Genomic DNA, 14,900 nt, shown 5'->3' on the forward strand with positions numbered 1-14,900 from the left:
GCCTCACCCTCGGCAACGATGCGATCCTCGACGATCGAAAGCCGAACCGATTTCGGCGGAGCCAGCGACGCCGTCAGCCGCTTCAGCACGAACTCCGGATCAAGGCTCTGATAGAATTGCCACTGCGAATGAACGCGGGCAGGATCGATCAGCGTTCCGGACAGCAAAGCCTGCGGGTCGGCGGCAAGCGGGTCTCTCAGGCCGGCAATATAGAATTGGCCATCGCGCACCTTTTGTTCGGCAACGATGATGCCCGGCTGGGTCCCCAGCCGCGACACATAGGCCTGCCAGCGTTGCCCGGATTGCCAGGAAAGAAAGAACCAACCGCCCGCCGGAATCAAAACCAGCAGGACTGCAGCCACCACCAGCCACGGAAATCCCTGGTTTGAGTCCTCCTGCTTCAGTTCAACGCAGGAATGCAACTGCGTCTCTATGCCGGCCACCTGCGAACTGTCGCCGTCAAACTGCTCTAAAGCCTGTGAGTATTCATCATGGATGCGAAACAACACATCGCGAACGATTTCATGTAATTCCTCTGGCGGATTTCCCCGGATCACCGCGACCAAGGTCGCAAACGGTCCAACTTCCGACCAGAGACGAAGCTCCCCGAAACGGATAGTGTCCAGGCCGCTTTGTTCTTTCTCGTTAAATGAGTCTTTCACAAAATCTTGAATTGCACTAAGCATCGAAGAAATGAGTTGAGGGTCTTCGCTCGTTGCGTTATCGGCAGTTACATGCGCTATCAAAAGCCCGGAATTGCGGTTGATGAGAAAGACATGCTCTACACGATAGACAAGAGAATGCTTAAGAACAACTTCTGAGAAGCTTGCACCCGTTCTCCAAGCTTCAAATCTCCACTTTAGCCCATGCCAGGTAAATATATGTCTTAAAGTTTCATTCAGCGACTGAAAGGTCTGATCGATCTTTTCCCCGATCGACTTGCGAATTGCCGGCAGAAACACCGGGTATAATATATCCGTTAGCGTACGCGGGCTCTTCTGGATGGACCGTTGCACGGCCCTCTCGACAGCTGGCGCCAGGGCCTCTCCGAGTTGCGCATAAGGCGCACGTGCGGCTGCACTGGGGAGAACACCCCCAACTGCAGACGCAAGCTGCTCAGGTTCGTCGAGCAGGTGCGTAACTCGTGAAAGCTCCGAAATCTCGCGGCCCACCAGCAACTGGCGCAGCGTTGCCATGCGAGGATCGGCGGTTGGAACTCCGTCGAAACGCGCACGATAGTCCGGATCAACGTTCCGGGCAATTTCGACCAAAAGACTAGCCAGAGCCTCGCGATCAATCTCTGTATCGTTCGAAGCTGCTTTTTGAGCAAGGCTGATTGGGTCGACGGTCGACGTCAAGTTCCGATCAACTCACTTTCCAGCTACGTTCCGAGTTGCTCTTGCTGCCGACGGGATCCTGATTTAGACATTTTGCAACCTCGACAAACAGGCCAGCCAAAAGATTTCGGTCGGTCTTGACGTTGCTGAGATCGGAAAACATTTTCTCCATTACCATCTGAATGGTTTCATTCTTTTGCTTGATTTCCTCACGCAGCAATTGATCGCTTCGATTTATCCGGTCCGCAACTTCGCGCTCTAGCTCGCTCAATTGATCCGACAACGCGCGCACCTGCTTTTCAAGCGCCTGATTTTGCTCGCGAAGATTCCGGTCAATCTCCTTGTCGGCCTCGGCTCGTGCATCTTTTTCGTTCCGCAATTGCGCCGCAAGCGATTCGACCTGCTTCTTTGCATTTGACTCGTACATTTCAAGATTGCGCTTGGCCTCGGATTCGACATCCTTGAAGCGCTGCAAGAACCGTTCTTCAAGCTTGGAAAAACGGCGGTCATAGTCCTGCATCTGGTTGCCGAACAGCAGATCACGTATCTTGTCGACACCTACAGCATCGCCGGGGCCTCCGCTCTCGCGAGCCTGGGCCGCCATGAAGGCCAGCCCGTTTCCGTCTGCATTACCTATCAGATTTACGTCCGCTTTATTTGCTGGAGAAGCGCTATTCGAAGATTCCTTGGCCATCCTTGTGCCCCTTCTTTTGAACAACTGCCACAGTGCGAAACTCAGAAACGGATAAGAATGTCAGCAAAATACCCGGCTCGCAAGCCGGAATCTTCTTGACTTAAGCCAATTCGTGCGTCCCTTTTACATCTCTTGGACTAGCAGCAAATAAACGAGTTCCGACTGGTGTAGCTTTCGCATCTCTTATTATAGAGGCCATAATCGGCTAGTCTAATCAACCATTGGATGAAATCTACTATCGAAATGAGCAATACAATATCAGGCTATAGCTACTGGAGCTCAATTAAGTAGCGCGGACTCATTAGAAATATCTAAATTAGATGACATGGCGGTACACATACTGCCTCGCATCCGGCTGTATACTGCGACGATCAGCTTCGGATGCGGGTCCAACGGTAGAAGGAAGGTGTTCTTTCGCACGGAGAATGGCTGTTCGAGAGTGCACCTCGGTATCGAGGCATTTCGGTCGATAGCAGGGGAGCAGTAGTCCCGATAACTGCAGTCATTCACATCAAAGCTTCAGTGGCTTGCTTTATTGCGCCCCGATTGCAAAGGACGTCAGTTTGCCATAGCTATTTCACTCGTACGGCGCCAGGGACCGCAGCTTGTGGTCATGGCGCCGATTCCGGGGATCGACATGAGTATGCGGCGTGCTTGCTTTGACGTGCATCTGCGACAGCTGGCGCCCAAGCTCGGCGGCACGGATGCGAATGCGGCGCCAGGCTTCCAGCATCGGTACCACGACAGGAGCAAGTTCCCTTTGCAGCCCAATAGTGGCGTCGCGGCGGCTCGGAAGAATTCGCAGAACACTGTTTGGACGCAGCGTCCCTGAGGACCGTTTCCTTTGCCAGGAAATCGCCGGCTTTGTTTCGGGGCTCTTGTTCTACCTTCGAACCAGGCGCGGGTAAGACGGCGTGGCGCATAATCCCTTGGTTTCAATCGTGGTTCCTGCGCACAACGCGGAGGTAACGCTGGCGCGCGCACTCGATTGCCTTCTCGATCAGGAAATAACGGACTGGGAGGTGATCATCGTCGACGACGCCTCGACAGACGCCACCGCCGCGATTGTCGCCGGTTATGTGGAGCGCGATGCCCGGTTTCGGACGTTGAGCTCTTGCGCGTATAGCGCCGCCGGCGCGCGCAACAGCGGGATTTCGACAGCGCGCGGACGCTGGCTCATGTTCCTGGATGCGGACGATTGGGTGGACGCCGGCTTCCTTGCGAAAATGCTGGCCGCGCTGAAAACCGCGCTCGATGCAGTCGCCGCCTATTGCGGTTCCCGGCGCGTCATGCCCGATGGCGAACTCACCCCGTCGAGCATCCCGACGGAGGTTGCGATCCAGCCCTTCGAAACATTCGCCCGCCGGTGTGCCATCCGCACTCACGCGCTGCTCGTCGACCGGGAGACAATTGTCGAGTTGGGCGGTTTCGATGTGTCGCTGCGCACCTGCGAGGACTGGGATCTGTGGCAGCGCCTCGCACGTCTAGGCAAAAATTGGGTGATGGTCGACGAGCCGCTCGCTTTTTATTGTATCAGCCCCAACGCGCTCTCCCGCAATTCGACGCAGATGCTGGCAGATGCGAAAATCGTGATCGCCCGCGGCTTTTCTCCTGATCCCAGGGTCAAACAGCCGGCATCGGCTCATGCCAATGGAGCGATCGAGGCGAACGGCGGCACCGCCGCCGAGGCACTCGCGTGGTTCGCGTTGTGGAACGCCGCGTCGGATTGCGGCAGCGGCTTGCGCTCGATCGCTCCGCAGTCCCTGCGCGCGCTCCCGGCAGGACGTAAGTGGGCGCGTGACATCGCCAAAGTGGCCTTCGATGGCCTTATGGTAGGAAGCCTAACGGTGCCAGCGCAATTGGCTGCCAGGTGGGGCAGGTTCGGCGGCTCCCTCACCGAGTTGATCACCGAACTTGGCAAGGTCTGGGACGATCCCGTCGCGGGTCGCCGCGTCCAGTATCACCTTGAGCAAATGCTTCTCGCCGTCGACGATCTTGCCGCGCCGCGCAGGCTGGCGCGGACGCTTGGAATTCGCGTCGATATTCGAAATCCGACCCCGATCGAGCTTCCGGAAGGAATCGATCAAATTTATGCCTATCTGATGATGGATGGCCAGATCGAGGCTGTCGTGCAGTTCGGCGTACTCGGGAAAGTGACAAGGCGCCATTGGATTGAGTTGATCCTGAATGTCGTGCCCCCTGAGCGGCTTGTAGACAGTGCGGCAAGGTTTGCGGGACGATCACCGGTACCGCAACATGCCGCCGGCGCCGACACGTCAAACACGCTCGCAGCCGAGGCATTGTCAGCCACAGCCGAACGCGGGCCTGATCCGGACAGCCACTTTGGCAAACTCGCGCAATTGGCCGCGCAAGCGCGGGAGCTGGTTCGGTCGAGCGCCGAACCTGCGGAGCCTCCTGCGGCGCCGCGCCGCGCACGGCCCAGGCACGACAAGGATCGCACGTCGTTCTGGAATGGCTATTTCGCGACCGAGGATCCCTGGAACTACGGTTCGCGCTATGAGCAGGAAAAATATGAGCGGCAGCTCGAAATCCTGCCTGCCGGTCCCATCGGACGGGCGCTTGAGCTGGCCTGCGCGGAGGGCCACTTCACGCGGCAGCTGGCGCCGCGTGTGGGCCATTTGACCGCAACTGACATCTCCGCCATAGCCGTCGAGCGAGCAGGCGCGCGATGCAGCGATCAGCCGAATGTTGAGTTCGGCGTACTGGATTTCGCTGCGGACACGCTGCCGGGTGAGATGGATCTGATCTTCTGTTCGGAAGTGCTCTATTATCTGAATGATCTCGCCGAGTTGCGGCGCATCGCCAAAAAATTCGCTGAGGCGTTGGCGCCCGGCGGCAGATTCATCAGCGCACACGCATTTGTGCTGCGTGACAATGTCGAAAGAACGGGCTTCGACTGGAACACATTCGGTGCACAAGCGATCTCGGAGACGCTGGCAGCGACCGAAGGCCTCGTGCTTGAGCAATCGATCCAGACCGAGCTCTACCGCATAGACCGCTTCCGCCGCCTGTCGCCGGACGATGTGGCGACGGAACCGGTGATCGATCATGTGCCAATCCGCGCGCCTATCGAAATCGGGGTCGCGCGAAATATCATCTGGGGCGGGGCGCGGGCCCTGCGCCGCGACGTTGCGCGTAGCGAGCGGCGCCAGCGTCTCCCTGTCCTCATGTATCACAGCGTCTCCGATGAAGGTCCGGCCGCGCTCGCCCGTTTTCGGCTCACGCCCGCCGCATTCCACAGCCAGATGGCATGGCTGCGCGCCAATGGCTTTCACGCGGTCATGTCCGAGCAGCTGGAATGGTCCATCGCCAACCGTCAAGCTTTCGCTGGTCGCCCAGTGCTCATCACCTTCGACGACGGCTTCCAGAACTTTGCCGACCATGCCTGGCCGATCTTGCGCGCGAACGACCTGACCGCGGAAGTGTTCCTGGTGACGGACCTGGTGGGTGAAAGTGCACTGTGGGACGCCGACAGCGGTCCGCCGACGCAGCTTATGGACGCCGGGACGGTGCGACGCCTGGCCGCCGAAGGTGCGTTCTTCGGAAGCCATCTGGCGACGCATCGCGCGATCGATGGTCTGTCGAGCTCTGACTTGGCCGCCGAGCTCCTGCGCTCTCGTATGTTCATCGAACGGTGGACCGGTCGGCCAACCACGGCGTTCGCGGCACCCTTCTCTGTCACTGACCGACGGCTTGGCCGGCTGGCCAGGGAGTGCGGCTATCGGATCGGCTTCGGCGGCAGACACGGGCCGGCGGACCTCGATTGCAATCCCATCGACCTTCCGCGCATCGAGATTCGCGGGGATCGCTCACTCGATGACTTTGTTGCCAGGGTCGAGGCCGTGCTCGAAGAGCGGTGAACTTGTCAGTGTCATTTCAGGTGTCCTGCCCGTTTACCTCGTTCGCAAGTCTATTGGGCGACTTGGGACACGGCTGACATCAGCTCCTGCGGGCTTGGCGCCCCAAACATGTATTGCCCATCCTCTGGAACCTCCGTGAAGCTCCAGCGGACGATCCCCTGCCGGTCCAGCAGGAACTGACCGACCAGTTGTCCGTGTCCTGTTGCCATCATCTGCTCGTCGGCTTCGGTCAGTTCGTAATGGTCCTTCTTGTTGAGGATTTCGGTGGCCGCAATAGGATCCATAGGACCGGGCAACTCGCCTGGTATGTCGACCCGCATATCCTTTACCGCTGCCATCGAGACCTTGTACGGCCAGTTCGTCTCGTTTTGGGTGAATTCGAGATTGGGCAGTCCAAAAGCACGATGTGAAACGCGTTCAGGGTCGGAAGCCGCAAGCAGATTCGGCATAGGGTGGTAGCGGAAATAGAGACGCGCCCGTTCGATCGGCGTGTTGACCACCGTCAGACTCTCCACGCCCTTTTCGCGCAGCTCCGGATCGAGCCGCGCCTGGGCGGCGATATAGCGCCGGCAAAACGCACAATGCAGACCTCGAAACAGGCCGACCAGCACCGGTTTTTGTCCGCGAAAATCGTCAAGCGCGATCTTGCCTTCCTGGGTAATGGCGTCGAGTACCAAGTTCGGCGCACGGTCGCCCGGTTGAAGCGGTACCAAGTCACTACGCGCGGACATTTCCAACCTCCAACCCGGCTAGTCGAGAAAAGGCAGCACCACAAGCGCTTCCGGGTCGAGCCCGTGCTGGACGCATATACCCTGCGCCAGGGAAAAATAGCGTTCGGCCTCGGCAAGATTGTCGAGGTCGAGATTAAGCGTTGCGAGACCATCATAGCACGGAAACAGCAGTTGGGGTTCGCCCGTTTCGCGGGCCACGTCCAGTGCTTCGTGGAACAAGCCAACCGCCAGTTCCGGATGGCCGTGGCACTGGTGGATCTGCCCAAGCACGATCAGCGGCACCGGCAGGTGCTCGCGCTGGTCGAGCGCCCGGTCGATCTCGATGGCCTTCTCGGCAGCAGGCACGCCCTCCGTTGGACAGCGATCCGTGAAAGTACAACAAGCGACCGCCAGATTGGCGAGGAGGCGCGCCTGGAAACCCAAATCACCAATATGGCGCGCCACTTCGAGACCGCGCCGACAGACTTCCATCGCCTGTGCCGGATCGATGGTCGTGTAAAGCACGCCGAGATTGGTGTAGCCGCGGCAGGCCGCGCCCAGTAGACCGGCGGCTTCGGCCAATTCGATGCTACGCTCAACCTGACGCACGGCTTCACGGTTTCGCCCAAGGCGAGCCAGCGCAACAGCCTTGGTATTAAGTGCCTCGGCGGTCACAAGAGTGGCATCACGCCCTACCTCGGAAACATGCTCAATTGTCAGAGTGCGTACGCAATCCAGCGCCGCGTCTGCCCATTTTGCCGCGAGAGCGTGATCTCCGCTACGGAACGCCTGTCGGCCACGTTCTTGCCAGAGATGCGCCTGCTCGATCGGGGCATCCGCCCCATCGAGGAGAGCTGCCGCTTCAGCATAGCGGGATTCTGCGTTGTCCCGCTTGCCGACGTCCCAGAGCAGCCGACCGATCTTACGCAAAACGCGCGCCGACGCGACACGATTGGCTGACTCGCGGTATGCCTGCAACACCGTCTCGTAGTGGTGGTGCGCGACCTCGCGGCGGCCTGCCGGGCCGCTCAAATCGGCAATGCGCTCTGCAATTGCCAGATTGAGCGGTGTTTGTCCGATCGCGCCCAACGCAGTCAGTGCTCGCTCGTAGAAACGAAGGGCGTCGTCGTTGGCGTATATCATGCGAGCGCGATCGCCCGCCGCCTGCAGGTAATGCGCGCCCCTCTCCCGCTCGGCGCTCTGTGCGAAATGATGACCGAGCACGGTCAAATCCTCGAGCCGTTCCGGCTTGTCGGCGCACAGTTGCTCAAAGGCTGCACCGACCCGCCCGTGGATGTCGGTCCGGCGTTGCAGGAGCAGATTCTGGTAGATCACGTCCTGCAGCAATGTCTGCGTAAAGCGGTAGCTTTGCGACGAGACCGAGCCTGATCCGGCGACTTCCTCGATGATTTCCGCATCGCAAAGCAGTTCGCAGCCGGCTTCTAGCCGGCCGGGGTCAGCTGTCACGGCTTTCAGAAGTGTGGCATCGAAGCGCGGGCCGATTACCGCGGCTTCCTGGGCCAACCGGCGCACCTCTTGGGGCAACCGGTCGACGCGAGCAAGCAACATTGCCTGGATAGTAGCGGGAATGCCGGTTGCGATTTCGCCTGCCACAGTCCGCCATCGCTGGCCCTCGCGCATCAGTACACCGCGATCGATAAGGCCGCGAACGATCTCCTCGACAAAAAGGGGGTTGCCGCCCGCGCGCTCGAGGATCTGGTCGAGAAGCCCTCCTGCGGAGTTTACCCAGCTCTCACCGAAAAGCGCCGCCAGCAGGCTGCGTCCGTCATCACTGTTGAGCGGCGAAAGCCTGAGCGCTGTGTGACTGACCCGACTTGAGTCGAGCTGGTCGTTGTCCGGCGCCGGACGATGCGTGACCAGCAACATCAACCGCGTGCGTTCCAGCCTGTCCATCACGAAACGTAGTGCCTCGAGCGACACGGCGTCGGCCCAGTGCAGGTCTTCGACGACAATCAACAGCGGCGACAACGCAAGCCGCCGTTCGATGATTGTGCGGAGTGCGTAGAGAATTTGCCGCCGCAGCTGCTCGGGCTCGACATGCTGCAAGGTGGCATCGGGGTCACTAAGGCCGAGCACATGGTAGAGCAAAGGAATCAGCCGCTTCGCCTCCTCGCCCTGCAGGCCGAGATCGGTAAGCAAGCCTGCGAGCTTCCTCCGCATTTCGTCCCCATTGTCGTTTTGCATCATCCCGGCAGCGCTGCGCACCACTGCGCCCAAGGCGCCAAATGATTGTTCGCCCAGCGGTGAGCACGTGGCGAGCCGCACGGCGACGTTGCGAAAACGATCCTCGTCGCCGACGCGGGCGACGAACTCCTTCACCAGCCGCGACTTCCCGATACCGGCTTCTCCGACGAGGCGGACAAGTTGGGCCGAGCCGCTGCACGCCTGGTCAAGGCTCGCCATCATTCTATTGAGCTCCGCACCACGACCTATTATCGGCGCACTGAGGCCGAGCGCCTCGAGCCCACGCGCTGCACGCGGCGTAGCAAGCGGTGCATCCAGTCGATGGACGAGCACACTGCCAGCCTTGCCGCGAAACACGACATCACCCAGCGACTCGTAAGAGAAGGCATGCCGGGTCAGCCGGTGAGTGAGTTCGCCTACCAGCACCTCACCCGGTGCGGCCAGCGATTGCAGGCGTTGCGCCGTATTCACTGTGTCGCCGGTCACCGAATAAGACTTGGCGGTGCCGATTCCCAATCCGCCAGTAACGACCGGACCAGTGTTTATGCCGATGTGGAGTAACAGAGCCGAGCCGGAGTGGGGGGTGCTTTCGCCGAGCCGCGCCGTCCGGGCGATCATGTCGAGAGCGGCGCGAAGCGCACGTTCCGGATCGTCCTCATGCGCAACCGGCGCACCGAACAAAGCGAGCAGTGCATCGCCGATGAATTTGTCGACGAAACCACCAAAGTTTCGCACGGCCGCCGTCAATTCCTTGAACAGTTCGTTCTGCAGCGCTTGCATGACCTCGGGGTCGAGCTGCTCGCTGAGTGTCGTGAAGCCGCAAAGGTCGGCGAACAGGACCGTTACCGTCCGGCGATCGGCGTCAGAGACGGGATACAGCCCATCTTCGCTTTCGATGTTCGGAAGCAGCGACGGAGTTCGAGAAGGCTGCACAATGGTCCGGCTTGGCGTCGGAGCAGGCCGTTCGACGGCTTTTGCGGGCGCACCGACGCTTGCCCCACATTTCGGACAGAACTCGAAATCAGGTGCGCAGCGGTAGCCGCAACTGGCGCATGGCACGGGCTGGCGCCTGCCACACCTCGGACAGAAAGCGTAACCGCCCTCAACCTCGAAACCGCAGCCCGAGCAGTCCATCGAACAAGACCTCACTAGGGGCCGTGACGGCGTGATCTCGCTACGCACTTCACGGCCAAGGTATTCACAAGAATGAACCGATAGCCGTCGACCAGCAAGCGGCAGCGCAAATGGACATCAAGCGATCAGTGTGGGTCCGGTGGCAGGGCGCTGCCGATCGAGGTGGAAGCCGTCGTCGAAATCCCGAAAGGCATCAGCGTCAAGGAAGCGGCCGGATCAGACGCCAGAGGCTCACCGACAGATCGCCGTCGCTTGCGGTTGCGCACCAGAAAATCAACCTGAAGCAGGGCTTAGCTCGCCTTGATCTCAGCCTGGCCGATCTTGCGCCATCGGGCGTTTTCGCGAACCAGTTTCAGGTCGTCGGTCGTCTCGGCAAGTGTCCGCAAACGGTATTGCCGGAGCAGGTCCGGGAAGAGCGCCCCTTCCGGCAGACCGGCAAGCTGCTCGCGGACCGAGCTCTTTTCATCAATGACCCGCATGCCCCAGGCATTTTCCCGAACCTGCAACTCCGCAGCCAGATCGCGCTCTTCCGGCGCGTTTTCGTCGAGCGCAGCCAGCAGGATCGAGTGGAAAAGCGCTACATATCCAATCTGTCTCAGGCCGCCCACAACCCGTACGCGCGGCAATATGGCAAGAACGAGGAACACCAGGAACGCGTTCGGCAGCAACACGCCGTCCAGCAGCGCCTGCCTGAGATGCGGCCGCTCGAACGGGATAGAAAGGCCATGCGGCCTGTCGGGCTCGATCAGGTGCCCGTTCTCGAGGACGAGCTTGCGCACGCGCTCCTCGCGGATGCCCCAGAAATAGGCCGTGGCATTGGGCAGGAAACGGCCAAACGGGCTCGATGCGGCCTCTTGCAAGGCACGTTCGAGACGCTGGCGTCTTGCGGGCTCGATGAGCAGCCTGGAAAGAAGGCTGCCATCATATTCCAGATGCCGCGCCATGGCAGCCGCGGCGAGCCGGTCATCGATGAAAACCGGCAGGGCCATGCCGGAACGATCCCAATCGGCGACCAGATCTTCGTTGAGGGCTGTCAGCGCATCGGCGGCGGTTCCAAACACCTTGTCCTGACTGGCAAGCAGCATGCCCAGCCAGCGGCTGGCATCCGTTTCGTCGCCCACCGCTTCGAGCGCGCGCTTGTTGAGGGTGACAGGACCGGCCGCGCAGGCGCTTTTTTTGCACAGTTTGCGGCGACCTATGCCAAACAGGTTGACCTTGTCGTCACCGACATCGAGCCATCCCGGCCCCTCCCGGCCAATTGTCTCCATGGTCATCGTCGTCCCCATGAAAGCGAAGAAGGCCGACAGCCCGTTTTCGACCGCGCCGAGCCAGGCAAGCAGGAGGGCATCGAAGGTGATCCGGTCCATCAGAAGCAGGCAGTGCAGGCCGGACTGAATCACCGGTCTGTGCTCGAACTCGTCGAGGGCCTTGCCGATCTCTTCAGGCTGCATGATCGCACCAAGGCGCTGATGCAGGACTTCGCGCAGGATCGAGCGGGCAGCGATCGCCGGGCCCGATGCAGGCCTTGCCACCGGCCGCCACAGATAGCGGGCGTAATCGGAAACCGGCGCGTTCCAGTTCTGCTCGATGTCACGCACGACTTCCGGGCAGAGCAGCGACAGCACAGCCAGAATTTCGACTGGAGGCGTAGGGGTTGGGTCAAAAACGGCGGTCATTGGTCCCGTCTAGCCGCTTGCGGTGCAAACGCCAAGGGAGGCCAGACTTGCTGGATGCGGCCGGCCCAGCTCGTCAACTCGATCAAATGGTGTGAGACGCAATTGACCGTATCCTATGGAGTTCTCCATTAGCAATCACCTGTCGCCGACTCGGCACGAGTTGTCAGATTGGCTAAACAGCCAAGGGCCAAACAGCGGATCTTAGAACCGCAGCCGGGCCATGCTCAGGAGGTCGTGGTACTGCCCGTCAGTAAAACCAGCCTTCACATGCCGGCCTTCGACCTCGAAGCCGTGACTTGTGTAGAGACGGATGGCCGGCTCGTTGTCGGCATAGACGGTCAATTCGACGCGCTTCAGGGCGCGCCAGTTGTCGGCCACGTCAAGCAGCGCGCCAAGTATGGCAGAGCCGATGCCCTTGCCAACAAAGGCATCGTCAAGGCCGATATTGATCTCGCCGATATGCGAACGGCGCGGCGAACCCTGCACGACCAGGCTGCCATGGCCGACGACCCTGCCGTCCAACTCGGCAACGATCCAAGTGGTTTCCTGGCCGGACTTGGCGATGCGCCGCTCCACCTGCTCCACCATCTCGAAGGGCATCCTGAGCGTGCCCGAGCGGAAGCCCGGCATGTTGAAGATAGCGCAAAGCGCCTCCGCATCGCTTGGCCGGACGGACCGGAGCTGCGGCTGGATTTTCTCGGAGGATGGCGAGGTCGTGCTGGTCATGGCGTTCCCGGCGAAGGCTATCGGCCCGGCACGATGCACCGGACGTCACCTGAAAATCCAGCCGTCTCTGCAGCCTATGACGCCGATTGCGAGCTAAAATACCGAGAGGCGGCGTAGAGTTTGAAGACGCCGCTGATGCCGATCCAGCCTAAAAGGGCGAGCCAGCACAATGTCCCGGTCGCTGTCCAGTCGATCCGGTGCACCGCAGCGTCGGTGATAACGAGGCCAAGGATGGCAAGCAGGCCAACCAGAAACTGCGCCAAGCCGAGCACCAGCAGTTCCTCGCGCGGCGCGCTTCTCCAGACGAGATATATACCGCCCGCACCGGCCAGGAAGATGGCGCTGTAGACCTGAGCGTGGAAGGCATCGATCGGCCATGGCCAGATGCTGCCGAATGTCAGGGGAAACAGCAACAGGCCGACGCCATAGAGCCCAAGGATCGCCAATTCCACCGGCATGTAGCCGCGCCATACGGGGTTTAAGGTCACGCCTTTTGCAGAAGGACGGGCCCTGGCCCGCCACAGGAACAGCCCGGATACCGCGACCGAAGCGAGATAGACCAAAAACCAGAGCCAGGGCGCTTTGCGCTCGAAGTTGAAATAGCCGAGATTGATGAACGAAGCCGCCGACACGATGACGGTGAAGATGAAGGCCATGACGAGCACGAGCCGGCCGGGCGACCAGCGATTCCAGACCAGCAGCGCCGCCATCACGACCATTTCGGCGGTATAGAAGCCGCCGAGGAAGCGGGCATTGAACGGCGTGACGGCCCAAGGCCAGCGCGGCTTGACCAGCACAGGCGCGAAAAACAGGCCGGCGCCGACGATCAGGACGATGATGACCACCACAGAAAAAAAGCGCAGGGCCGCAGGAAATGGCGGGTTGTTGGATGTCGGCATGGGAGAAAGTCCCAAAGATGAATGCCCCATTGCCCATCATAGTGCCGCTAGCGGCCGGTGAAAATCCGCCGAATGGAAATTGAACTGTCACCAGGCCTATCTATTCGAATGGCCGTACGATGCGTTTCGAAGTAAGATGGAGCACTCGGACCAAAGACGCCTCCAGGGCGCATTTTCCGGAGCCTGCACGATGAACGAAGCTCAGGACCTGTTCTCGCTTCTGCGGCAATCGACCGATGTCGATCCGCAGGCAATCGACGCGATCAGGCGAACCATCGCGGAGGGCAAGGACCGCGAACTCTGCCGCATCAATGCGCCAGCCTTCGCCAGCAAGCATGGCCTCGACGAGGAACGCGCCATAAGCGCCTTTCTCCATGCGGCACGGGTGGGCATCTTCGACATTTCCTGGAATGTTCTATGCCCCGGCTGTGGCGGCGTGCTCGACACCAACGCCACGCTGAAAACCCTGCAGAAGGACGAATACACCTGCGCGCTGTGCTCCGAGGGCTATTCGCCGACCCTTGACGAGATGGTCGAGGTGACATTCACCGTCAGTCCCCGCGTGCGCAGGATTGCCGCCCACAATCCACACGAACTGCCGTTGGTGGAATATTTCCGCCAGATCTACTGGGCGTCCGGCGTCGATCTGCCGGAAGAGGATTTCGCGAAAAAGATAGAAGCGTTCTCGCTGGAGGATATCGAGCTTGCCCCCGGTGAAAAGGCGGTTCTGCCCATCCAGCTTCCGTCTGAATTCGTCATCGTGTTCGAGCCGGTCACCCATTCAGCGCAGTTCATCGACGGGAAGGGCGAACCAACAAAAGAGCGCCGAAGCCTCTCTTTGGTCTTCGACCGCGACCATGTCCAGAACCAGACTCTGGAGATGCAACCCGGCCCGTTGCGCATTTCGCTGGAGAACAGGACCGACACCCGCGTGCTGCCGACGGTCTTCATCGCTGGCCAGGAATTGCATGATCTCCTGGGTAAACGCCGGCCCTTCCTGACCGCCAAGCGCCTGCTCACCAACCAGACGTTCCGGGATCTCTATCGTACGGATACGCTCGACATCGACCAGCGCCTGAAAATCACCAGCCTGACCTTCCTGTTCACCGACCTGCGCGGATCGACCGAGCTTTACGAGCGGGTGGGCGACCTTTCAGCCTTCGATCTCGTGCGCGTGCATTTCCAGGTTCTGCACGAGATCGTCGCGGCGGAGGCAGGCGCGGTGGTCAAGACGATCGGTGATGCGGTGATGGCGACCTTCGCGACGCCTGATCGTGCGATCGCTGCGGCCCTCAGGATGCGCGATGCCATGCGTGAGCTCAACGACAAGAGCGGGCGCGAGGATCTGCTGCTCAAGATCGGAGTCCATGCCGGCCCCTGCATCGCCGTGTCCATGAACGAGCGGCAGGACTATTTCGGCCAGACGGTCAACATTGCTTCGCGAGTCCAGAACCTTGCCAACGCACAGGCGATCTTCGCCACTCGTGCGGTGGTCGACGACAATCTCACCGCCGATCTGTTGCACAGGAACGCGCTGACGCCCGTGCCCCACGAGGTCTCGCTGCGCGGCATAGAGCGGGAGATAGCCGTCTATACGATCCCCTGAAGATTTGGCCCCTGAAAATTGGGGTCGTCTCG

At 60.3% G+C, this 14,900-nt stretch carries 8 protein-coding genes and 1 pseudogene; 2 read left to right on the top strand and 7 right to left on the bottom strand.

The window, feature by feature from the left end; genetic code table 11:
- Together AC0L16_RS23560 and AC0L16_RS23565 are read right to left on the bottom strand one after the other, a co-directional pair.
- A pseudogene (locus AC0L16_RS23560) lies at nt 1–1,358 on the bottom strand (OmpA family protein); the annotation flags it as partial.
- Between the two features lie 7 nt (nt 1,359–1,365).
- Nucleotides 1,366–2,031, bottom strand: a complete 666-nt coding sequence (locus AC0L16_RS23565; protein WP_473623571.1) for a hypothetical protein — start codon at nt 2,029–2,031, stop codon at nt 1,366–1,368.
- A gap of 914 nt (nt 2,032–2,945) precedes the next feature.
- On the opposite strand from AC0L16_RS23565, the gene AC0L16_RS23570 reads away from it, so the two are divergent.
- On the top strand, nt 2,946–5,912 hold the full coding sequence (locus AC0L16_RS23570; protein ID WP_473623573.1) for a glycosyltransferase: 2,967 nt from the start codon (nt 2,946–2,948) through the stop codon (nt 5,910–5,912).
- A 50-nt stretch (nt 5,913–5,962) separates the two neighbouring features.
- On the opposite strand, the gene AC0L16_RS23575 is transcribed toward AC0L16_RS23570, so the two are convergent.
- The 5 genes from AC0L16_RS23575 to AC0L16_RS23595 all read right to left on the bottom strand — a co-directional run bounded on the left by AC0L16_RS23575 (nt 5,963) and on the right by AC0L16_RS23595 (nt 13,262).
- A complete protein-coding gene (locus AC0L16_RS23575; protein ID WP_473623637.1) occupies nt 5,963–6,643 on the bottom strand; it encodes a peroxiredoxin-like family protein in 681 nt (226 codons plus the stop codon).
- A gap of 18 nt (nt 6,644–6,661) precedes the next feature.
- Complete coding sequence (locus AC0L16_RS23580) at nt 6,662–9,961, bottom strand: ATP-binding protein (RefSeq protein WP_473623574.1); 3,300 nt, start codon at nt 9,959–9,961, stop codon at nt 6,662–6,664.
- A 290-nt stretch (nt 9,962–10,251) separates the two neighbouring features.
- Complete coding sequence (locus AC0L16_RS23585) at nt 10,252–11,637, bottom strand: hypothetical protein (protein WP_473623575.1); 1,386 nt, start codon at nt 11,635–11,637, stop codon at nt 10,252–10,254.
- Between the two features lie 201 nt (nt 11,638–11,838).
- Complete coding sequence (locus AC0L16_RS23590) at nt 11,839–12,363, bottom strand: GNAT family N-acetyltransferase (protein WP_077380438.1); 525 nt, start codon at nt 12,361–12,363, stop codon at nt 11,839–11,841.
- A 74-nt stretch (nt 12,364–12,437) separates the two neighbouring features.
- Nucleotides 12,438–13,262, bottom strand: a complete 825-nt coding sequence (locus AC0L16_RS23595) for a hypothetical protein (protein WP_473623577.1) — start codon at nt 13,260–13,262, stop codon at nt 12,438–12,440.
- A gap of 190 nt (nt 13,263–13,452) precedes the next feature.
- Between AC0L16_RS23595 and AC0L16_RS23600 the strand changes: the two genes are divergently transcribed.
- Nucleotides 13,453–14,868, top strand: coding sequence for a DUF5939 domain-containing protein (locus tag AC0L16_RS23600; protein ID WP_473623578.1), 1,416 nt, complete (start codon nt 13,453–13,455; stop codon nt 14,866–14,868).
- Nucleotides 14,869–14,900: the final 32 nt, after the last annotated feature.

The sequence above is a fragment of the Mesorhizobium sp. WSM4848 genome (assembly GCF_055811375.1).

What these genes read in the sequence shown, in the direction of transcription:
- AC0L16_RS23565 (WP_473623571.1), bottom strand. Translation starts at nt 2,031, where the DNA reads ATGGCCAAGGAATCTTCGAATAGCGCTTCTCCAGCAAATAAAGCGGAC.
- AC0L16_RS23575 (WP_473623637.1), bottom strand. Translation starts at nt 6,643, where the DNA reads ATGTCCGCGCGTAGTGACTTGGTACCGCTTCAACCGGGCGACCGTGCG.
- AC0L16_RS23580 (WP_473623574.1), bottom strand. Translation starts at nt 9,961, where the DNA reads ATGGACTGCTCGGGCTGCGGTTTCGAGGTTGAGGGCGGTTACGCTTTC.
- AC0L16_RS23585 (WP_473623575.1), bottom strand. Translation starts at nt 11,637, where the DNA reads ATGACCGCCGTTTTTGACCCAACCCCTACGCCTCCAGTCGAAATTCTG.
- AC0L16_RS23590 (WP_077380438.1), bottom strand. Translation starts at nt 12,363, where the DNA reads ATGACCAGCACGACCTCGCCATCCTCCGAGAAAATCCAGCCGCAGCTC.
- AC0L16_RS23595 (WP_473623577.1), bottom strand. Translation starts at nt 13,262, where the DNA reads ATGCCGACATCCAACAACCCGCCATTTCCTGCGGCCCTGCGCTTTTTT.
- AC0L16_RS23600 (WP_473623578.1), top strand. Translation starts at nt 13,453, where the DNA reads ATGAACGAAGCTCAGGACCTGTTCTCGCTTCTGCGGCAATCGACCGAT.